This window comes from Paenarthrobacter sp. NPDC057981 (assembly GCF_042886835.1).
Lineage (GTDB): Bacteria > Actinomycetota > Actinomycetes > Actinomycetales > Micrococcaceae > Arthrobacter.
In genome coordinates, this window is record NZ_JBHVQI010000029.1 from 1 (window position 1) to 20,373 (window position 20,373).

Below are 20,373 nucleotides of genomic sequence, written 5' to 3' on the forward strand. Positions count from 1 at the left end.
GAACGGCACCCTGCTCTGCTCCCACCACCACCACCTCATCCACAAAGAACAATGGCGCATCGACATGAAAACCGGCACACCCTGGTTCATCCCCCCACCCCACATCGACCCCCACCAAACACCCCGCCGCAACCACCACCACACACCACTGCGAACATAAACAAAAGCAGCAGCAGAAACGGGCACCGGCAAACGAGAAAGGACAACCGATGCCTCGACATCCGGCGTGGCTGGTATCGGCGTACCTAGGATTCCCAGGGCCAGTCACAAGAGTGGGCTGCGGTCGAGGTCACACCTAGGCTGGAAACAAGGCGTCCCTCCACGGCCTGAATCGATCACAAGGAGCACACAATGAAAATTGCCGTCACCGGCGGAAGCGGAAAACTGGGCAGGAGCGTGGTCCGGCGACTGACCCAGGACGGCCATCAGGTGCTTAATCTGGACCGGGTCGGCACACGGGACCGGGGCTACGTCAACGTCGACCTCCGGAACTACGGACAGGTTGTGGACGTCATCTTTGGCTTGGACGACCGACACGATGGTTTGGACGCCGTCGTGCACCTTGCAGCCATCCCCGCACCAGGGCTGGCTCCCGACGCCGCGATCTTCGAAAACAACATGGTCTCTACATACAACGTGTTCCAGGCTGCACGTCGGGCCGGAATCAAGAAAATCGTCTACGCATCCAGTGAGACCGTCCTGGGCCTGCCTTTCGACATCGACCCTCCCTACATCCCCGTAGACGAAGAGTACGCGGCACGACCCGAGAGCACATACTCGTTGGTCAAACACCTCGAGGAGCAGATGGCCATCCAGCTCACGCGCTGGGACCCGGAGCTGAGCATCACAGCTCTCCGCTTTTCCAACGTTATGGATCCGGAAGACTACGACGCCTTTCCCTCATTCGACGCGGACGCCACCCTGCGAAAATGGAACTTGTGGGGTTACATCGACGCCCGAGACGGCGCACTTGCCGTCGTGCGCGGTCTCGAGCACGTGGAACCTGGGTTCGAAACGTTTATTATCGCGGCCGCCGATACCGTGATGAGCCGCAGCAGCGCAGAACTGGCAGCGGAAGTATTCCCCGGCGTCGAGGTCGTCAAGGAACTGGGCGAGCACGAAACCATGCTCTCCATCGACAAGGCGCGCAGGGTGCTCGGATACGAGCCGGAGCACAGCTGGCGAAACGTCCACTCGAACAGGACCACGCCAACCGAAGACTGACTCGCACTGTCATTGACGCACATCGGCCCACCCCTTGACTGCAGTTTCCTGCAAGCACTCGTAAAGGGGCGGGCCGGTGCGGCCGGTGGGGCTAGATCATGGTCATGACCATGGCCGGGTCTGCCAGGATGGCGCCAAGGTCAGCGAGGAATCGCGATCCCTGCTCACCGTCCACCAAGCGGTGGTCGAACGAGAGGCTAAGGGACATCACTTGCCGCACCGCCAGTTCGTCATTGACCACCCACGGTGCCTTCCTGACCGCGCCGAGAGCCACAATCGCCGCCTCGCCAGGATTCAGGATGGGAGTGCCGGCATCGATCCCGAAGACTCCGATGTTGGTGACGGATATGGTTCCCCCGGAAAGATCTGCCGGAGAGGTCTTCCCGGCCCGAGCGGTATCCGTGAGTTCCGTCAGGGCGGTGGAAAGCTCACGAAGCGTCAGCTGGTCGGCGTCCTTGATGTTCGGCACCGTCAGGCCGCGCGGGGTCGCCGCTGCAATGCCCAGGTTCACATAGTTGAACTGAACTATTTCCTGGCTTGCCTCATCCCAACGGGAGTTCAGCGTGGGACTGTTCCGCAGCGCCACCATGACAGCTTTGGCGGCTATGGTCAGCGGCGTCAGTTTGTAACCCTCGAACGCCTTGTTGCCCTTCAATCTCGCCAGCAACTCCATGGTTGCGGTCACGTCGACTGTAAGGAACTCCGTCACGTGCGGGGCAGTGAAGGCACTAGCCACCATGGCCGCAGCGGTGAACTTGCGGACACCCTTAATAGGCGTACGCGTTTCACGCCCCTCCTGGGAAGCCGGTGCCGGGGGTGCTTCGGCCGTTCCCGTGAAGGCCTGAACGTCTTCGCGAGTGATGAGTCCGCCGGGGCCGGTTCCGGAAACCAATTCCAAGTCGATCCCGAGGTCCCGGGCCAGCTTGCGCACCGGAGGCGTTGAGCGCGGCCGCTCAGCAGCCGGCTCAGCCAGGGGTGGAAGCACCTGTTCCGCAACAGCGGGCGTTTGAGGCTGTTGCTGGCCGCGAGCCCGCCGAGTCGGCCGACCGGAATGTTCGACGACGGCGCCGTAGCCAACCAGGTTCGGCTCGCGTTTCGCCGGACTCGCCGCCGCTTCGCCGGCCTCGGCGGTTTCGCCTCCATCGGAGCCCGCCCCAGCAAAAGGCGCGCCGTTCCCGTTGGAGGTCCCGACGTCGTCAACCTCGAAGGAGACAATCGGTTTCCCAACCTCCACCACGGTCCCGGGCTGCTCATGAAGCGCCGCCACAGTGCCAGCGAACGGCGAAGGCAATTCCACAACGGCTTTGGCGGTTTCGACCTCGGCGATGACCTGGTTCAGCGTGACTGTGTCCCCCACTGCCACCTTCCAACTCAGGATTTCCGATTCGGTCAGCCCCTCACCGAGGTCCGGGAGCCTGAATTCCTTGATCATGGTGGCGGTCATCCTTCCAGTCCGCTCAGGGAGTTGGGGCGGCCGAGCGCACGGTCCACGCCGTCGAGGATCCTGTCCAGATCCGGCAAATGGTGCATTTCGAGCTTTGAGTAGGGATAAGGCACGTCAAAGCCCGTAATACGGACGGGCGCAGACTCGAGATAGTTGAAGCAGCGTTCGGTAATGCTCGCTGCGATCTCAGCTCCGAGGCCGCCGGATTGCCCAGCCTCATGGGTGATGACCAGACGTCCGGTCTTGCGAACTGAGGCCTCCACCACGGGGTAATCAACTGGAGCGAGCGACCTGAGGTCGATCACTTCCACCGAAATGCCGTCGTCAGCGGCGGCCATGGCCGCATCCTTGGCAGTCTTGACCAACGCGCCGTAGGCAACCAAGGTGACGTCGTTGCCGGTGTTCACCACCGCGGCCTTGTCCAAGGGCAGCGCTTTGGAGAGATCGATCGACTCATCCACATCGCCCTTGTCGTGGTAGCGCCGCTTGGGCTCGAAGTAGAGGACGGGGTCGTCGGAAGCGATGGCCTGCTGGATCATCGTGTAGGCGTCCTGCGGATTGGACACCGCGACCACCCGTAGCCCGGATGTGTGCGTGAAGTACGCTTCGGGTGATTCGGAGTGGTGCTCCGGGGACCCGATCCCGCCGCCAAAGGGAACCCGGATGGTGATGGGCATCTTGACGCGGCCTTGGGTGCGGTAGTGCATCTTGGCAACCTGGCTGACGATCTGGTCGAACGCCGGGTAGATAAACCCGTCGAACTGGATCTCACACACAGGCCGGTATCCGCGGTACGCCAAACCTACAGCGGTACCAATGATGCCCGACTCGGCAAGCGGGGAATCGATGACCCGGTGCTTTCCGAAATCTTTCTGCAAGCCGTCCGTCACGCGGAAGACACCACCGAGGGAGCCGATGTCCTCCCCCATAAGGACCACTTTGGGATCATTTTCAAGCGACTTCCGGAGGCCGGCGTTGATGGCCCGGGCAAACGTGAGCTTGGACATCAGCGTGCACCTTCCTCGACTGGCTGGTTGAAACTGTTCAGGTAGCGGGAGTAGTGGTCCTTTTGGCGTTCGATCCAGGGATTCGGCGTGCTGTAGACGTGGTTGAAGACGTCCAAGGGCTGCGGGTCAGGCATGCCGATGCAACTGGAACGAAGCTCCGCGGCAACGGCGTCGGCCTTGGCTTTGACGCGTGTCTCCACGTCGTCCGTGAGCAGGCCCTTCGCCTTGAGGAGCTTCCGGAGCCTAAGAATGGGATCCTTGGCCGCCCAGTCCTCCAGCTCGATGGGGTCACGGTAACGTGTGGGGTCGTCCGCCGTGGTGTGCGGACCCATGCGGTAGGTGACTGCCTCGATGAACGTTGGTCCCCCACCCTTTCGGGCGCGGTCCAGGGCTACCCGGGTGGCCGCCATGACGGCCAGGACATCATTGCCGTCCACCCGCATGCTGGGTATACCGAATCCGGTAGGCCGGTCGGCCAACTGCACGTGCGACTGGACGCGGACAGGTTCGGAGATGGCCCAATGGTTGTTCTGGCAGAAAAACACCACCGGCGCCTGGTAGCTGGCGGCGAACACCATGGCCTCGTTCACATCACCCTCACTGGTGGCTCCGTCGCCAAAGTAGGCAAGGACCGCCGTGTTGGCGCCGTCCAACTGCACACCCATGGCGTAGCCGGTAGCGTGCAGGCTTTGGGAACCGATGATGATCTGTGGTGTCGCCAGGTTGATGCGCTGCGGGTCCCAGCCATATGAAGCATTTCCGCGCCATACACGAGCAATCTCCGAAAGATGGGCGCCGCGGACGTAGGCAACGCCACTTTCCCGGTAGCTCGGGAAGACAAAGTCGTCGTCGCGCAACGATCGGCTGGAGCCGATCTGGGCCGCTTCCTGACCGAGGAGTGGTGGCCACAACGCCAGTTCCCCTTGGCGCTGGAGTGCCGTAGCCTCTGCATCGATACGGCGGATGACGGTCATGTCCTCATACAGTGAGCACAGTTGTTCATCGCCAACGTCTTTGACCCAGACATCGAACTCAGGATGGCTGATGCGCTCTCCGTCCGGAGACACCAACTGGAGCAGATCGCCACCAGTCCGCAGGGAAATTTGTGCACTTAGTCCAGGGCCCGGAGCATCATCATGCACTCCCTTGCCCGCCTGATCCGTCAACACAGGTGATCGCAACCTTCCGGCTCGTTTTCGTCGGCGCTCGCAAGACTTGTGGTCCTGCCGCACGCCGGCCCTCCGGCACCTTCGCCGGGGTTAAATGTGACCCTACTCACGCAAGGCATCGGGTACAACTACCTGCAGTAAAATTGAGCATTGTGCACTATTTCAGGCACCAGCAGCGTGCTAATCTTGCGCATTATGCAACCCTTGGATGGCACTGATACCCGGCTCCTCTCAGCAATGGCGAAGGACCCACGGGGCACCGTGGTCGCTCTGGCCCAAAAGCTGGGGTTGTCCCGGAACACCGTGCAGGCCCGCATGGCGCAGCTCGAGAAGAAGCATGCGTTCCTGTCATTCGAGCGAAGAATCAACCCTGTAGCGTTGGGCTACCCGCTGACCGCCTTCATCACGGTCCACGTACAGCAGCAAAAGCTCGCTTCACTGGCCCAGGATCTCGCCGACATCCCGGAAATTCTTGAAGGCTTCGGCCTTACTGGTTCCGCAGACCTGTTGCTGCGCGTTGTGGCACTGGATGCCGAAGATCTTTACCGCATCAACGGAAAGATCCTCGGGTGCGACGGAGTTGACAGGACAGACACCGCGCTGGCCATGCGGGAAATGATTCCCTACCGCGTGCAACCGCTTTTGGGGCGCCGTTCCGAGGCGTGAATCAGTGGTCCTCCCGGTGGGTTCCGCGGGCCTGTCGGTTCCACGGGCCTCTTGCTCAAGGAAGCACGGATGCGCTTTGATTCAAGTGGACGCACCGGGGGCCGCCCAGAGGATCCCGGCCAGGTGGTGGCGCTGCCGAAGGCTGCCGAAAGGGGCACTACCGTGAGCAATCCGCAAGATCCCGGCCACAACCAGCGCGGTCAGAACCAGCCAGATCAAAACCAACCCGGCCACTACCCGCCACCGGTTCCGCCCGGCCCTGGGTACCCACCGCAAAACGGTGCCCCACAACCCGGGTATCCACCGCAAAACGGTGCCCCGCCGCAGTGGCAACAGCCGCCGTCGTCCGCCTCTCCACAGGGTGGAGACCCTCAGTACGCGGCACCGGGCGCTTACCAGCAAAACCCCTATCCGCAAGGTCAAAGCCAAACAGGCCAATACGCGCCGGGAAACTACCAACCCGGCCAATACCAACCAGGCCAGTACGGCCAACAGCCTCCCCGAAAGAACCGAAAAGTCTTGTGGATCGTGCTCGGCATCGTGGCGGGGGTCATCGTGCTGGCTGTCGTTGGCGTCGTGATACTGGTCAATGTGGTGGGCAACGCTACATCGAAGGCACGCTCACTGGCGGATGAATTCACCAACCTCGTAGTCTCAGGACAGTCGGAACAGGCCTACGACAACTACCTCAGCCAGCCGCTCAAGGACGAATTGGACAAGCAGTCTTTCGTTGACGGCATCGCCAGTCTGCAGTTGGACGGTTCCTGCAAGCCGAACTACAACTCCGTGAACGTCAACTCGGAGAACGGCAACAACAAAGCAAACCTCGCCGGCACGTTGCAGTGCGACGGGAAAACGATCGATCTTCAGTATGTCTTTGAAGGCACGAACGAGCTCAAGATGAGCAGCATCCGCCTGCGGCCCTAACCGGGAAAAAGAAAATCCCAAACACACCCATCCACACAAACGCATGGTCCGAATCACTGCATGAGAGTCCCACCCGGGACTCAGCAGGTCGGCCGGATATCCCGGCCATCACTGGAAGGCTCGGACCAATGCGTACTTCGCCCAATCGCTTGATCGCCACCATCTTCGGAGCTGTCTACCTCTTGGTAGGCTTGCTCGGCTTCTTCGTCACCTCGGGAGTCGGCTTCTTCGCCACCGAGGGCGCCAACTTGATCATCTTCGCGGTAAACCCGCTTCACAACATCATCCACTTGGCCATTGGCGCAGCCCTCCTGTACGCCGGCCTGAACAGCGTCACGCTGTCCAAGTCCATCAACACCGCTGTCGGCGGCGTGTACCTGCTGGTCGGTATCCTCGGCCTCTTCCTCGTCGGAAGTTCGTTGAACATCATCGCCCTGAACGGCGCCGACAACGTCCTGCACCTCGCCAGCGCCGTCGTCCTGCTGGGTGTCGCGTTGTCGCAGGACAAGGCAGCCGTAGCCTCCGCCCGCGCCTGAGCAACGGCCTGTAACACCAGCCCGTAACGCCAGCACCAACGAGCACGAGGACGGTAACCGCCATGGATCGAGTGAAACACCCCACCCTGAGGGCAGCAGTTGTTCTGTACGTCTACTTCGCTGCGATGGCGGCTGGGATGGTTGAACTGTCCCTGGCTGCCGGCTACCTCGCCGGTGCTGGATCCGCTGCCTTCGGCATGGTGGTTGCCGGCGTTGCAGCCCTTGGGGCAGGCCTGGCCTTTTTGGCTTGGTCGCTGTGGGGGCTGCACCGCAACTCGCTCGTCATGGCGCGCTACGCGCTTCCCGTCCTGGCTGCGACGGCTAGCGTGCACGTCGCGGTCACCGCAGCCGAAGTCGCCACCCAGCGCTCACTTGATGTGAGCCACTTTGCCGCCCTCGGCCTGACCCTCATGGCACTCGCCGGGGCGGGCTGGCTCAGGCGGCAGCAAAAGACCAACGACGGCGGCGCCCACGGCCAGCCAAGGACCGGGCGGCTTCTGGCAGCCGCGTTCGGAGCCGCCGTCGTTGTTGCTTCCGTCGCTACGCCCGGCCTGGCGGCGTCGATGGCCGGCCAGCATGCCGTACCGCACGGGGAACACGGCCAGGCGCCCGGCGGAGAAAGCGGCCAGGGCTCCAATCCCGCCCTGGATCCGGGCCACCACCACTAGGCGGTGGTCATCGGACGGGCGCACCACCGACATAGTGCCCACTGTTGATGGTGCGCCTGGTTCGTGGATCATGGAGCCATGGATCCCATTGAGGCGCTAGACGAAATTTCCTTCTGGCTGGAGCGCAGCCTTGCCCCCACTTTCAAGGTCCAAGCCTTCCGCAAAGCGGCCGACGCCGTACGGAAGCTTCCAGCCGACGAGCTGGCACGGTTGGTTGCAAGCGGGAGGATCACCAGCCTGAAAGGCGTCGGCAGCCGCAGCGCTGAAGTCATCACCCAGGCCATGGAGGACCGGGTCCCCGACTACCTCGACGACCTCCGGGAGAAGGGCGCTGTTGCGTTGGCCTCGGGCGGCGACACATTAAGAGCCGCCCTGCGGGGAGACCTCCACAGCCACAGCAATTGGTCCGACGGCGGATCGCCCATTGAAGCCATGGTGTCCGCGGCGCGCACCCTCGGCCGCGAGTACCTTGCCTTAACGGACCACTCCCCCAACCTCACCATCGCCAACGGCCTCAGCGTCGAAAGGCTTGAGCAACAGCTGGGCATATTGGACGGTATTAACTCCTCCCACGACGATTTCCGTTTGCTCAAAGGCATCGAGGTGGACATCCTGGAGGACGGGAACCTGGACCAAACCCCCGACATGCTGGACAAGCTGGACGTCGTGGTGGCCAGTGTCCATTCAAAGCTCCGCGCCGACAGCAAAACCATGACTGCCCGGATGCTCGGCGGAATCAGCGATCCCCACACCAACGTCCTGGGACACTGCACCGGGCGGCTCGTCCAGGGATCGCGCGGAACCCGTCCGCAATCGGAGTTCGACGCTCCGAAGGTGTTCAAGGAGTGCGCCGAGTGGGGTGTCGCCGTCGAAATCAACTCGCGGCCGGAACGGCAGGACCCACCCGATGATCTCATTAAGCTGGCGCTCGACGCTGGCTGCCTGTTCAGCATCGACAGCGATGCCCACGCACCCGGACAACTCGACTTCCTCCAGTACGGTGCCCAGCGCGCCGAAGCCCTGGGCGTACCCACCGAACGCATTGTTACCACCTGGCCTTTGGCGCAGCTTCAGGAGTGGCTCAGCCTGAAGAAATGACGCCGGACACAGGTGCTCCCCCGGAAACGAACGGTTTCCAGGGGAGCCTTTTTGTGCTGTTTAGTGGTCTACTGCCTTCTCGGCTCCAACGCCGGTCAGCGAGCGCACTTCCATTTCAGCTTGCTTGGCCGGATCTTCACGCCGCTTATCCAGGACCGTACCGAGCCAGCCCAGGAAGAACGCCAACGGGATCGAGACGATTCCGGGGTTGCTCAGCGGGAAGAAGGCGAAGTTCGCGCCGGGAATCATGGACGTCTTGGCGCCTGAAACCACGGGCGAGAACGTGATCAACAGGATCGCCGCGGCGAGACCGCCGTACATGCTCCACACCGCGCCCTGAGTGGTGAACCTCTTCCAGAACAGCGAGTAGAGGATGGTGGGCAGGTTTGCCGATGCTGCAACTGCGAAGGCAAGCGCCACCAGGAACGCCACATTCTGGCCGTTGGCGAAGATGCCACCCAGGATGGCGAGGACGCCGATTACCACCACCGTTCGACGTGCCACCTTTACTTCGGTGGTCGCATCCGCCTTGCCCTTTGCGATGACGTTTGCGTAGATGTCGTGGGCAAAGGAGGCTGCCGCCGTAATGGTCAAGCCTGCGACCACCGCCAGGATCGTCGCGAAGGCCACTGCCGAAATGAAACCAAGGAGCAGCGGGCCGCCGAGGTGGAACGCCAACAGCGGTGCCGCGGAGTTGACGCCGCCGGGAGCGGATTTGATGGTTTCCGCGCCCACCAGGGCTGCTGCGCCATAGCCGAGCACCAAGGTGAACAGGTAGAACAAGCCAATCAGCCAAATGGCCCACACAACGGATTTACGTGCTTCTTTGGCGGTTGGAACCGTGTAGAAGCGCATAAGGACGTGGGGCAGGGCGGCCGTTCCCAGGACCAGGGCGAGGCCGAGCGACATGAAGTCGAGCTTGGACGTTTCTGTCTTGCCGTACTGCAGGCCCGGGTTCAGGACGTTCGGGTTGTTGGCGGCCTCCGCTGCCGAACCCAACAGGCTGGACAGGTTGAAGCCGTAAATCGCCAGCACCATGGCCGTCATGACCGCGGCACCTGCGATCAAAAGGATGGCTTTGATGATCTGGACCCAGGTGGTGCCCTTCATGCCGCCGATGAGCACGTACATGATCATCAAAGCGCCGACGACGATAATCACCAGGGCTTGTCCGCCCCAGTCGCTGATGCCCAGCAGGAGCGAAATGAGGCTTCCCGCACCGGCCATCTGGGCGAGGAGGTAGAAGAAGCAGACCGCGAGGGTGGAAAGTGCCGCAGCGATGCGCACAGGCCGTTGCCGCAGGCGGAAGGACAGCACATCTGCCATGGTGAACTTGCCGGTGTTGCGGAGCAATTCGGCCACCAGCAGCAGCGCCACCAGCCAAGCAACAAGGAAGCCGATGGAGTACAGGAATCCGTCATAGCCATTGATCGCGATGGCACCGGTGATACCCAGGAACGAAGCCGCAGAAAGGTAGTCACCGGCGATGGCAGTGCCGTTCTGGGATCCGGTGAAAGAGCGGCCGGCGGCGTAGTAGTCGGCCGCAGTCTTGTTGTTCCGGCTGGCCCGGAAGACGATCACCATGGTGACCGCGACGAACAGGGCGAAGATACCCATGTTCAGGAGCGTGGTGTCCTTCAACGCAGCGACTTCGACTGCCGGGACCATTGTGGTGTTCATTTGGCTCCTCCGCGCGTCACGCTGCTGTCCTTGTCGAATTCGTGCCCTTCGATCTCATTGCGGATCTCCGCCGCGATGGGATCGAGTTTCTTGTTGGAGTAGCTCACGTACCAAGCCGTGATGCCGAAGGTGGTGACGAACTGGAGCAGGCCCAAAATCAGGCCCACGTTGATGTTGCCCCAGACTTTGGTGGACATGAAGGCGACGGCGTAATCCGCCAGCAGGACATACGCGAAATACCACAGCAGAAAAATGACTGCCATGGGGAAGACAAAGCTCCTGTGCCGCTTCCGCAGCGTTCTGAACCGTTCCGTCTGTTGGACTTCCTGGAAGTCCACGGACGCCGTTGCGTCCTGGGGTTGGGCCTCATTACCCATGGTTCCTCCTGTTGTGATGAGCACGTCAGCTCCCACGCGCGGCTGATGTGACTGCAATCACTATCGAATGCGCTCAGGCTTCCCTTCCAGAGGTTCGCCCGTGGTCGTCGCCCAGCGGCTGTGCCACTGCGCCAAACGGTGGCATTGGGATAAAAGCACAGGTAGAAACAGGGATGCTGGGCACCTCGGGCTACTCTGGCCTTATGCCCGACTCCCCGCTCTTCACCGCCGCCGCCATTGCAGTGATCGCACTGGCCGTCGCCGTCGTCGTGGGCGTTGGCCTGAAGGTGATCCGCTCCTTCCGGGACCTTGGCACTGACGCAGAACGCGCTACCTACAACACGCTGCACGCAGCATCACGGGCCGGGCAGCATCTTCGCGGTGGCCTCCAACCTGCCGGGGCGGCCAAAGCCAGCAGGCAACTGCGCGTCCTGCTCGGTTGCGACGCTTTTGCCATGACAGACACCAGTTCAGTGCTGGCCTGGGATGGCGCCGGCGAGGAACTCAAAGCGTCGCTGATGGGGCTTGCGACAGAAGTACTGGCCACGGGACGAACCGCCGTTGTGCCGCGCGTGGGGCATTCCACCGACCAGTCCGGCCCCGACTTCAGTGCCGTCATCGCCCCCATCAGGGCCGGATCACGGGTTGTTGGATCAGTGGCAGCATTGGCACCGGCCGCCGGGGCGGGTCTGGTGCGGGCCACCAGTGAAGTAGCTGATTGGATCGCGGCCCAGCTGGAACTGGCAGAACTGGAAGCTTCCAGAACCCTGCTGATGGAAGCAGAGGTCCGGGCTCTGCGGGCCCAGATCAGCCCGCACTTCATCTACAATTCCCTCAACGCCATCGCGTCGTTCATCAACACGGACCCGGCCCGGGCCAGGGAACTTGTTGTGGAGTTCGCGGACTTCACCAGGTACTCCTTCCGCCGTCACGGTGACTTCACCACCGTGGCCGAGGAACTTCGCTGCATCGACCGCTATCTGCTGTTGGAGCGGGCACGCTTCGGCGAGCGTGTCCAGGTCAGCCTTCGCGTCGCGCCGGAAGTCCTGAGCACCGTCATCCCTTTCCTGAGCCTCCAGCCCTTGGTGGAAAACGCGGTAAGGCACGGCCTTGAGGCGAAGGAAGGACCGGGACATATCACTATATGCGCCAACGATTCAGGAGCTTTCGCCGAGGTCACCATCGAGGACGACGGCGTGGGCATGGACCCGGAGCACCTGCGGTCGGTCCTCGCCGGACACACCGATGGCGACCACGTGGGGCTGCGAAACGTTGATGCGCGCTTGCGACAAGTCTACGGAGATGAACACGGCCTCGTGATCGACACCGCTCCCGGCGAGGGCACACTGATCACCATGCGTGTGCCCAAGTCACAGCCCGGACACGACGCCTGAGGTGGCGGTTAGTCTTTAATCATGATCAACGTGCTCGTCGCTGATGACGAACTACCCGCGGTGGAAGAACTTGCCTTCCTCCTCGGACGGGATGCGCGGATTGGCGCCATCCACCGCGCATCTTCCGGCAGCGAAGCGCTCCGCAAGCTGGAAACCGAGGCAGTGGACGCCGTCTTCCTGGACATCCATATGCCCGCCCTGTCCGGTTTGGACATTGCCCGTGCCATTTCCCGCAGCAGCAGCCCGCCCGCCGTCGTTTTTGTCACTGCGGATGAAGACTGCGCCCTGGAGGCCTTCGACCTCGCCGCCGTCGACTATCTGCTCAAGCCGCTCCGGGCCGAACGGCTGGCGCGTTCGGTGGACCGGATCAGTGATCTCATCAAGGACGGAACACCCCCCACCGAAATGATCACCGTTGACCTGGGCAGCACCACCCGCATGATCCGCCGCGACGACGTCACCTATGTCCAGGCGCAGGGCGACTACGCCCGGCTGCATACGGCCGAGGCGAGCTATCTCATCCGGGTTCCGCTCACCGATCTTGAGCAAAAATGGGCAGACGCCGGGTTCATCCGGATCCACCGTTCCTACCTGATTGCGCTGAACCACGTGCAGCACCTGAAGCTGTCCACCACCGGTCCCAGTGTTGCCGTTTCGGGTGCCGAATTGCCGATCAGCAGGAGGCATCTGCCTTCAGTCCGGGACAAACTGCAGTCCACCCGCATCCGGCCCCAAGCATGACCCGCGTCCGCGTCACCGCGCCGCGGCAGCAGGCAGCACCTGCCTCCGGCCGCGCACTGCACTCCCAGGAGGCGGCCGAGGATTCGGATGCCGGCAGGATTTTTGTCCGTTCCCTGATCCGCTCCCAATTGCGCCTGGCACTGGTGGTCGCGTGCGGATTCCTCATCATCCTTGCCGTGTTCGCGACGATCCTCGTCTATGGCCCCGGGGTCGCAGGGACCCGCGTCTTCGGCATCCCGCTTGATTGGCTGACGCTGGGGGTGGGAATCTATCCCGTCATCGGCTTGAGCGCCTGGCTGTACAACCGTGCCGCCGCGCGCAATGAAGCCCGCTACCGTGACCTGGTGGAGGACAAGTGAACCCCGCCGTCGGCCTGTTCGCTTTCCTGGCCGTGTCAGTTGCGACGGCCGTGATCGGGTTTTACGGACTGCGGGTATCACGGACGACCAGCGACTTCTATGTCGCCTCACGAACCGTCCCGCCGTGGTGGAACGCTTCAGCCATTGGAGGCGAGTACCTCTCGGCCGCAAGCTTCCTGGGTGTCGCCGGACTGATCCTGCTTTCCGGTACAGACGCCCTGTGGTTCCCGGTGGGGTACACGGCCGGGTACTTGATGTTGCTGCTCTTTGTGGCCGCCCCCTTGCGCCGCTCGGGTGCCTATACGATCCCCGATTTCACGGAAGCCCGACTGGATTCGGCTGTGGTGCGCCGCGTCACCAGCCTGGTGGTGGTGGCCGTGGGTTGGCTGTACATCGTTCCGCAACTGCACGGGGCGGCGCTCACCATCCGGATCACCACCGGCCTCCCGTCGTGGGTAGGTTCGACGGCGGTCGTCGCGGTCGTGTGCCTTACGGTCGTGGCAGGTGGCATGCGGTCCATCACGTTTGTCCAAGCCTTCCAATATTGGCTGAAACTGACCGCGCTGGCAGTGCCCGTGGTGTTCATCCTGCTGGTGCTTGCCGGCAACGACACCCCGCTGCAGGCTCCCCTGCCGGTCAATCCCACCGGCCAGGCCCCCGCGGGTGCGTACCAGCACATTTCGCTCCTGGTGGCCTTGCTGTTTGGAACGCTGGGGCTGCCGCACGTCCTGGTGAGGTTCTACACCAACCCCGATGGCCAGTCTGCCCGACGAACCACGCTGATCGTCCTTGGGCTCCTCTCCGTCTTCTACCTTTTCCCCACGCTCTCCGGCGCCGTGGGACGGATGTTCGCACCCGAACTCGCCCAATCCGGACAAGCCGACGCCTTGGTTCTGCTGCTCCCCGGCAAGCTGATCGGCGGCGTCGCGGGTGATCTGCTGTCAGCCCTTGTGGTTGCCGGGGCCTTCGCTGCGTTCCTGTCCACCACCTCCGGGCTGGTGGTGTCCTTGTCCGGCGTCATCAGCCAGGACCTGTTCGGGGGAAGCGTCAGGGGGTTCCGCCTCGCAGCGGTGATGGCCGCCGTCGTGCCTTTGGGTTTTGCTTTCATGACGGACACCCTGGCCCTGGCAGGGAGTGTCGGCCTGGTCTTCGCTTTCACAGCTTCAACCATCTGTCCCGTCCTTTTGCTGGGTATCTGGTGGCGGGGCCTGACGGATGTGGGTGCCATCGCGGGGATGGCTACCGGCGCAGTGCTTTGTGGTGGCGCCATGGTGGCCGGCAACCTGACCGGCGGTGGGAACGCACCGGCCTGGCTTGCCCAACCGGCCGCGTGGACTGTTCCGGCAGCGTTCGCCATGACGGTGCTTGTCTCCATCCTGACGAAGAACCGGGTGCCGTCGTCAGTGAACCGTGTGATGTCCCGTCTGCATGTACCTGAACGGCCTGTAGCCACCGAGCGCTAGTTGCCTGTTGTCCGCGCCGCGGGCCGGGAGGACAATGTCGCCATGTCGGAGGAAGCACCATCTACCGGCCCTGAGCCGCCTGCTGCAGGCTCGCCGGAGTTGTCGCCCAGCGTTCGTGCGCAATTACTGGCTACTGAGCATTGGAGCTTGCTCGCCTCACGCAGCACCACGCAGGGGGAAGTCCTCACCCGGATCAGCATGTTCCTGACGTTTACCTCGGCCAGTCTGCTGAGCGTGGCGCTGGTCGGCAACGCCACCCAGTTTTCCGATGCCTTCCGGGCCTTTGCCCTGACCATTCTTAGCATCGACGTGGTGGTTGGCCTGCTGACGCACATCCGCGTCATGAGCGTTGGCATGGAAGACCTTATGTACGTCATCGCCATGAACCGGCTAAGGGCAGCGTACGTGGCGCTGGATCCTGGTGTTGCGCCCTATCTGATGGCCGGTTACAGGGACGACGAGGAAGGCGCGAAGAAGACCTACTACTTCCTCGGTGGCCGAACGGACTTCAGCCAGGTCGCCGGCAGCAGCATGGTGTTCATGGGAACCGTCAACGCCGCCTTGATAGCGTTGCTTGTGGGGTCGGCGCTGTTGACGCTCGCGGTTCCAGTGCCCGTGGCAGCAGGCGTTGCGGTGGTCGCTGCCCTGGCATTCTTCGCTACCTCGCTGGAGCGGGGCAGGCGCCGCTACCTCAACGTGTGGCGGAACAACCAACCCATCTCCCCGGGCCCCGGCTTGAATTAATCGATAGCGGCCATCAGCTCAACGACTCGGGCAAGGAAAGCATCCACCTGGGCTTCTTCGTAGCCCTCGTCCCCTTTTGCTGCGCGGAACACGGCGCGGCGGACGGTGTCGACGCTCAGCGGCTGATCATTCTCCAGGTACCCGATCAACTCGACACAGAGGGCGTCAACGTCCTGGATGTTGTAGCTGCGGATCCTCTTCCGCGTGGGGCGGCGGAAGCGCTCCCCATCAGGCCTGTGCAACCTGCCACGAAGAATCCCGGAAAGTTTCCCGATCTGGCGCAGCCAGGCTTCTTCGCCCTGCTGGCCGATCAGCTCGTCGCGCTCCCGGCGCGCGAAAGCATCCTCCAGGCGGTCCAGGGCAGCGTCAACGCTGTGGGCGTCATAGCCACCCTTGACGGGATCGAAAGCCACCTCACGGACATCCACGCTGGCAACCTGGTCCGTGGCCCCCACAGGGTTCTCGAACGACGTCCTCGCACGCTGGAGGAACTCGTCAACCTGCTTGGCGTTATAGCCGTATTTGCTGCGTTCCACGCGCTCAAACGTCGCGGGAATCTGGCGTCGAATATCCAAGGCCACTTTTCTTTCCTTCATCGGTTGTCAAACGCCGCTCAACAGCGCGAACAAAACATAGGCCACCGGGGCCGCGAACACGATGGAGTCCAGACGGTCCATCACGCCACCGTGGCCAGGCAGGATGCTGCTCATGTCCTTGACGCCAAGTTCCCTCTTGACCATGGACTCGGCCAGGTCCCCTGCCGTTGCCGCGGCAACCATTCCTACAGCAAGAATCAGGCCAACCCACCACGGCCTGTCCAGCAGAAAAATACAGGCCAGAACGCCGATCACCATGGCCCCGCCCACAGATCCCGCGAACCCCTCCCAGGACTTCTTGGGACTGATTTTGGGAGCCATGGGATGCTTGCCGAACGAAGCCCCCACGATGTAGCCGAACGTGTCATTGGAGACCACCAGCAGCAGCATCGAGGCGATCTGCCAGGCGCCGTCCGGGATACCGTGGGGCCAGAAGCCCACAGGCGTAGCACCACCGCTCGCGTGCAGCGGCAGCGCAGCGAAACTGATGAGGAACGGGATCCAGGCCAGCGTGAAGACGCCGGCAAAGACACTCCGTGGTGCTCCGGCCGCGCTTTCGATGGAGCGCCACAGCAGCACTGCCACGGAACTTGCCGTCATCGTGAACAGCAGGCCTTCAAGACCGCCGAAGTACGCCGAAACCGGCATCGCCAGGCTGCCGACCATCACTGGAATGATCGGCATCCTGGTGCCTTGGGCTTCGAGGGCCCGGAATACTTCCCACACTCCCAGGACGGCGAAGGCCGTCGTGAGGAGGACGAACCCCAGCGGGAGGAACAGCAGCCCTCCCAAGACGGCCACCAGCATGGCAAGGCCGACGCCGATCGCCGCCGGCAGGTTTCGGCCCGCCTTGGGTGTGGGGTTCGCCCGTACGCGCCGGGCGCGCTTGGGGTTATCGCGTGTCGGGACCCGTTCAGTGGGCGCCGGCTCAGCCTGGCTCATCAGACCTCGAGCAGCTCGGCTTCCTTGCGCTTGAGCAGCTCGTCGATGCTGTCGACGTGCTGCTTCGTAAGGGCATCGAGCTCCTTCTCAGCCCGTGCGCCCTCGTCTTCACCGGCGTCGCCGTCCTTGACGAGCTTGTCCAGGGCGTCCTTTGCCTTGCGGCGGATGCTGCGGATGGAGACCTTGGCGTCCTCACCCTTGCCCTTGACGATCTTCACGTATTCCTTGCGGCGCTCCTTCGTGAGCTCCGGAATGGTGACGCGGATGACGTTGCCGTCGTTGGACGGGTTGGCTCCGACCTCGGAGTCGCTCAGTGCCTTTTCGATGTCCCGCAGGGCCGTCTTGTCGTAAGGCGTGATCAGGATGGTCCGTGCGTCCGGCACACCGAAGGAGGCCAGCTGCTGGAGCGGAGTGGGCGTGCCGTAGTACTCGACGATGACCTTGTTGTAGAGACCGGGATTCGCCCGGCCGGTACGGATCGTGGCGAAATCGTCCTTGGCTACTTCGACGGCCTTGTCCATCTTCTCGCCGGCTTCGAGTAAGGTCTCTTCGATCACGGGTTTCTCCTCAGAAAATAGTTGCTGCCCAACAGCAGGCGGCAATGCACAGTAAAGATCCGCCACCAGGGGCGGACGGTCCTAGAAATATCCTAGCCCTTGCTAGGGAGTTACCAGGGTTCCCAGCGTTTCGCCCAGGATCGCGCGGGTCACGTTGCCTTCGCCTTCCATGCCGAACACCACCATGGAGAGGTTGTTGTCCTTGCACATGGTCATGGCGGTCTGGTCCATCACGCGGATGTCGCGGCGCAGGGCGTCGTCGTAGCTGAGGACATCCAGCTTCTCGGCTGCCGGGTCCTTTTTGGGGTCGGCGGTGTAGACGCCGTCGACACCACTCTTGGCCATCAAGACGACGTCGGCGTGTACTTCCAGGGCCCGCTGCGCGGCCACAGTGTCAGTGGAGAAGTACGGCAAGCCTGCGCCGGCACCGAAAATGACCACGCGGCCCTTTTCCATGTGGCGGATGGCACGGCGGGGAATGTAGGCCTCGGCCACCTGGCCCATGGTGATGGCGCTCTGGACTCGGGTTTCCACGCCTGCCTGCTCCAGGAAGTCCTGCAGCGCGAGGCAGTTCATCACGGTTCCCAGCATGCCCATGTAGTCGGCGCGGGAGCGGTCCATGCCACTCTGTGACAGTTCAGCACCGCGGAAGAAGTTGCCTCCGCCAACAACGATGGCCACTTCCACATCTGCCACGCCGGCTGCGATCTGCTTGGCAATGGCCCGGACGGTTTCGGGATCGACGCCCAGCTTGCCTCCGCCGATGACTTCGCCGGAAAGTTTCAGAAGTACACGTCGGCGGGTCTTCTCGGGCTGGATTGCAGTGTTGACGGTTTCCATGGTGCCTTCCCGTTGGTGGACTCTGGCTAGATTATCGTGCTGTGGGTCCGGGCTGGTACTACCCGAACGCGTGCATGAAAAAGGGGCGGCCACCGAAGTGACCACCCCTTCTCATGAATTACTAGTTTCCGACGCGGAAACGGGTTACTGCGGTTGCCTTGACGCCGGCTTCTTCGAGGACCTGTGCAACAGTCTTCTTGGAATCCTTGGCGAATGCCTGGTCAACCAGAACCTCACCCTTGTAGAAGCCAGTCACGCGGCCTTCGACGATCTTGGAGAGAGCAGCTTCCGGCTTGCCTTCAGCCTTGGCCGTTTCCTCGGCGATGCGGCGCTCGGACTCGACCAGTTCGGCCGGAACGTCTTCGCGGGTCAGGTAGTTCGGTGCCATGGCTGCAACGTGGACAGCGATGTCGTGAGCGGCGGTTTCAGCGGCTTCGCCTTCACCGTCGACTGCGAACAGAACGCCAACCTGGGCCGGGAGGTCCTTGGACGTCTTGTGCAGGTAAGCGTCAACCGTGGTGCCCTCAACGCGGGAGATGCGGCGGACAACAACCTTTTCGCCGAGGACAGCGCCCTCTTCGACAACAACCTCGGACAACGGCTTGCCGTCGACCTCGGTGGCCAGCAGGGTCTCGAGGTCGGCAGCGCCGGACTCGACTGCAACGTTGAGAACCTTGTCGGCCAGCTGGATGAACTTGTCAGCCTTGGCCACGAAGTCGGTCTCGCAGTTGACCTCGATCATTACGCCAACGCCACCGTTGACCTTGGCAGCAACCAGGCCTTCAGCGGTGGAACGGCCTTCGCGCTTGGTAGCACCCTTCAGGCCCTTGATGCGGATGATCTCGATGGCCTTCTCGGCGTCACCGTTGGCTTCGTCAAGAGCCTTCTTGACGTCCATCATGCCGGCGCCGGTGCGCTCGCGCAGGGCCTTGATGTCAGCAGCAGTGTAGTTCGCCATGTGAACCCCTCTGTCTAGAAATTTGTGTGTTTACGTAACTGAAGGACGGCAGCCCACTGCGTGAGCCGCCATCCTGTCAGTTGCCGCCGGCCCCGTTTCCGGGGCCGGCGAAGGTCAAGATTTACTTGGCTTCGGCTTCGCCTGCAGCAGCGTCAGCAGCGGGAGCTTCGGCTGCAGGAGCCTCAGCTGCTGCTTCTTCGGCCTTGCTGCCTTCGAGGAGCTCGCGCTCCCACTCGGCCAGCGGCTCTTCCGGAGCTTCGGTGGTACCGGTTGCGCGCTGGTTGCGGGCGATGAGGCCCTCAGCTACGGCGTCGGCAACAACGCGGGTGAGCAGGTTGACGGAGCGGATGGCGTCGTCGTTGCCCGGGATCGGGAAGTCAACTTCGTCCGGGTCGCAGTTGGTGTCCAGGATGGCAACAACCGGGATGTTCAGCTTCTTGGCTTCGTCAACAGCAAGGTGTTCCTTCTTGGTGTCAACAACCCAGAGGACCGAGGGAGCCTTGGTCAGGTTGCGGATACCGCCGAGGTTGGACTCAAGCTTGGTGAGTTCACGCTTGAGGAGCAGGAGCTCCTTCTTGGTGTAAGCGGAACCGGCGACGTCGTCGAAGTTGATCTCTTCGAGTTCCTTCATGCGCTGGATACGCTTGGCGACGGTCTGGAAGTTGGTGAGCATACCGCCCAACCAACGCTGGTTGACGTACGGCTGGCCAACGCGGGTAGCCTGCTCGGCAATTGCTTCCTGAGCCTGCTTCTTGGTGCCGACGAACAGGACGGTGCCGCCGTGGGCGACAGTAGCCTTGACGAACTCGTAGGCGCGGTCGATGTAGGACAGCGACTGCTGGAGGTCAATGATGTAGATGCCGTTGCGCTCCGTGAAGATGAAGCGCTTCATCTTCGGGTTCCAACGACGGGTCTGGTGTCCAAAGTGGACGCCGCTGTCAAGCAGCTGGCGCATGGTTACGACGGGCATGCCGACGCTCCTT

General features: G+C 62.5%; 22 protein-coding genes and 1 pseudogene. 12 read left to right on the forward strand and 11 right to left on the reverse strand.

Annotated elements, in window-relative coordinates:
• Nucleotides 1–160: pseudogene (locus ACFVSI_RS19160) on the forward strand (HNH endonuclease); the annotation flags it as partial.
• A gap of 191 nt (nt 161–351) precedes the next feature.
• The gene (locus ACFVSI_RS19165) at nt 352–1,224 is read left to right on the forward strand and encodes an NAD(P)-dependent oxidoreductase (RefSeq protein WP_274262504.1); all 873 of its coding nucleotides are present in this window, start codon (nt 352–354) and stop codon (nt 1,222–1,224) included.
• A 91-nt stretch (nt 1,225–1,315) separates the two neighbouring features.
• Here the strand turns inward: ACFVSI_RS19165 and ACFVSI_RS19170 are convergent, their stop codons facing one another.
• The 3 genes from ACFVSI_RS19170 to pdhA are packed head-to-tail and all read right to left on the reverse strand — an operon-like array spanning nt 1,316 to nt 4,844.
• Nucleotides 1,316–2,668: a dihydrolipoamide acetyltransferase family protein gene (locus ACFVSI_RS19170; protein WP_387827185.1), complete on the reverse strand. Its 1,353-nt coding sequence runs from the start codon at nt 2,666–2,668 to the stop codon at nt 1,316–1,318.
• Nucleotides 2,665–3,675 carry an alpha-ketoacid dehydrogenase subunit beta gene (locus ACFVSI_RS19175; protein ID WP_387827188.1) on the reverse strand — a complete coding sequence of 337 codons (1,011 nt, stop codon included), beginning with the start codon at nt 3,673–3,675 and terminating at the stop codon, nt 2,665–2,667. Before ACFVSI_RS19175 ends, ACFVSI_RS19170 begins: the two co-directional genes overlap by 4 nt.
• On the reverse strand, nt 3,675–4,844 hold the full coding sequence (pdhA, locus tag ACFVSI_RS19180) for a pyruvate dehydrogenase (acetyl-transferring) E1 component subunit alpha (RefSeq protein ID WP_387827191.1): 1,170 nt from the start codon (nt 4,842–4,844) through the stop codon (nt 3,675–3,677). The genes ACFVSI_RS19175 and pdhA overlap by 1 nt, the downstream gene beginning before the upstream one ends.
• A 195-nt stretch (nt 4,845–5,039) precedes the next feature.
• On the opposite strand from pdhA, the gene ACFVSI_RS19185 reads away from it, so the two are divergent.
• The 5 genes from ACFVSI_RS19185 (at nt 5,040) to ACFVSI_RS19205 (ending at nt 8,739) form a co-directional block, all read left to right on the forward strand.
• Nucleotides 5,040–5,510, forward strand: a complete 471-nt coding sequence (locus ACFVSI_RS19185) for an Lrp/AsnC family transcriptional regulator (RefSeq protein ID WP_262278533.1) — start codon at nt 5,040–5,042, stop codon at nt 5,508–5,510.
• 162 nt (nt 5,511–5,672) lie between these two features.
• Nucleotides 5,673–6,437, forward strand: a complete 765-nt coding sequence (locus ACFVSI_RS19190) for a hypothetical protein (protein ID WP_387827193.1) — start codon at nt 5,673–5,675, stop codon at nt 6,435–6,437.
• Between the two features lie 128 nt (nt 6,438–6,565).
• Nucleotides 6,566–6,973: a DUF4383 domain-containing protein gene (locus ACFVSI_RS19195; protein ID WP_387827196.1), complete on the forward strand. Its 408-nt coding sequence runs from the start codon at nt 6,566–6,568 to the stop codon at nt 6,971–6,973.
• Between the two features lie 62 nt (nt 6,974–7,035).
• A complete protein-coding gene (locus ACFVSI_RS19200; RefSeq protein WP_387827199.1) occupies nt 7,036–7,641 on the forward strand; it encodes a hypothetical protein in 606 nt (201 codons plus the stop codon).
• Between the two features lie 78 nt (nt 7,642–7,719).
• Complete coding sequence (locus ACFVSI_RS19205) at nt 7,720–8,739, forward strand: PHP domain-containing protein (RefSeq protein ID WP_387827201.1); 1,020 nt, start codon at nt 7,720–7,722, stop codon at nt 8,737–8,739.
• Between the two features lie 60 nt (nt 8,740–8,799).
• Here ACFVSI_RS19205 and ACFVSI_RS19210 read toward each other — a convergent pair whose 3' ends face one another.
• Both ACFVSI_RS19210 and ACFVSI_RS19215 read right to left on the reverse strand, forming a co-directional pair.
• Complete coding sequence (locus tag ACFVSI_RS19210) at nt 8,800–10,419, reverse strand: cation acetate symporter (RefSeq protein WP_387827204.1); 1,620 nt, start codon at nt 10,417–10,419, stop codon at nt 8,800–8,802.
• Nucleotides 10,416–10,796, reverse strand: a complete 381-nt coding sequence (locus ACFVSI_RS19215) for a DUF485 domain-containing protein (RefSeq protein ID WP_387827291.1) — start codon at nt 10,794–10,796, stop codon at nt 10,416–10,418. The genes ACFVSI_RS19210 and ACFVSI_RS19215 overlap by 4 nt, the downstream gene beginning before the upstream one ends.
• A gap of 203 nt (nt 10,797–10,999) precedes the next feature.
• Here ACFVSI_RS19215 and ACFVSI_RS19220 point away from each other — a divergent pair, with 203 nt between their 5' ends.
• From ACFVSI_RS19220 to ACFVSI_RS19240, 5 genes are read left to right on the forward strand one after another with little or no spacing between them, the layout of a single operon-like run.
• Entirely contained in the window at nt 11,000–12,190 is a 1,191-nt protein-coding gene (locus ACFVSI_RS19220) for a sensor histidine kinase (protein WP_387827207.1), read from the forward strand.
• A gap of 21 nt (nt 12,191–12,211) precedes the next feature.
• The gene (locus ACFVSI_RS19225) at nt 12,212–12,931 is read left to right on the forward strand and encodes a LytR/AlgR family response regulator transcription factor (protein ID WP_387827210.1); all 720 of its coding nucleotides are present in this window, start codon (nt 12,212–12,214) and stop codon (nt 12,929–12,931) included.
• The gene (locus tag ACFVSI_RS19230; RefSeq protein WP_387827212.1) at nt 12,928–13,290 is read left to right on the forward strand and encodes a hypothetical protein; all 363 of its coding nucleotides are present in this window, start codon (nt 12,928–12,930) and stop codon (nt 13,288–13,290) included. The genes ACFVSI_RS19225 and ACFVSI_RS19230 overlap by 4 nt, the downstream gene beginning before the upstream one ends.
• Nucleotides 13,287–14,753, forward strand: a complete 1,467-nt coding sequence (locus tag ACFVSI_RS19235; RefSeq protein ID WP_387827215.1) for a cation acetate symporter — start codon at nt 13,287–13,289, stop codon at nt 14,751–14,753. The genes ACFVSI_RS19230 and ACFVSI_RS19235 overlap by 4 nt, the downstream gene beginning before the upstream one ends.
• Nucleotides 14,754–14,795: 42 nt before the next feature.
• Nucleotides 14,796–15,497 carry a hypothetical protein gene (locus tag ACFVSI_RS19240; RefSeq protein WP_387827217.1) on the forward strand — a complete coding sequence of 234 codons (702 nt, stop codon included), beginning with the start codon at nt 14,796–14,798 and terminating at the stop codon, nt 15,495–15,497.
• On the opposite strand, the gene ACFVSI_RS19245 is transcribed toward ACFVSI_RS19240, so the two are convergent.
• The 6 genes from ACFVSI_RS19245 to rpsB form a co-directional block, all read right to left on the reverse strand.
• The gene (locus ACFVSI_RS19245; RefSeq protein ID WP_387827220.1) at nt 15,494–16,078 is read right to left on the reverse strand and encodes a DivIVA domain-containing protein; all 585 of its coding nucleotides are present in this window, start codon (nt 16,076–16,078) and stop codon (nt 15,494–15,496) included. The two genes, ACFVSI_RS19240 and ACFVSI_RS19245, sit on opposite strands and share 4 nt — an antisense overlap.
• A 21-nt stretch (nt 16,079–16,099) precedes the next feature.
• A complete protein-coding gene (locus ACFVSI_RS19250) occupies nt 16,100–17,035 on the reverse strand; it encodes a phosphatidate cytidylyltransferase (RefSeq protein WP_387827223.1) in 936 nt (311 codons plus the stop codon).
• The gene (gene frr, locus ACFVSI_RS19255) at nt 17,035–17,592 is read right to left on the reverse strand and encodes a ribosome recycling factor (protein ID WP_274262487.1); all 558 of its coding nucleotides are present in this window, start codon (nt 17,590–17,592) and stop codon (nt 17,035–17,037) included. The genes ACFVSI_RS19250 and frr overlap by 1 nt, the downstream gene beginning before the upstream one ends.
• A gap of 102 nt (nt 17,593–17,694) precedes the next feature.
• The gene (gene pyrH / locus ACFVSI_RS19260; RefSeq protein ID WP_274262486.1) at nt 17,695–18,432 is read right to left on the reverse strand and encodes a UMP kinase; all 738 of its coding nucleotides are present in this window, start codon (nt 18,430–18,432) and stop codon (nt 17,695–17,697) included.
• Nucleotides 18,433–18,553: 121 nt separating this feature from the next.
• The gene (gene tsf / locus ACFVSI_RS19265; RefSeq protein WP_262277983.1) at nt 18,554–19,390 is read right to left on the reverse strand and encodes a translation elongation factor Ts; all 837 of its coding nucleotides are present in this window, start codon (nt 19,388–19,390) and stop codon (nt 18,554–18,556) included.
• A gap of 121 nt (nt 19,391–19,511) precedes the next feature.
• Complete coding sequence (rpsB, locus tag ACFVSI_RS19270) at nt 19,512–20,360, reverse strand: 30S ribosomal protein S2 (RefSeq protein WP_274262484.1); 849 nt, start codon at nt 20,358–20,360, stop codon at nt 19,512–19,514.
• Nucleotides 20,361–20,373: the final 13 nt, after the last annotated feature.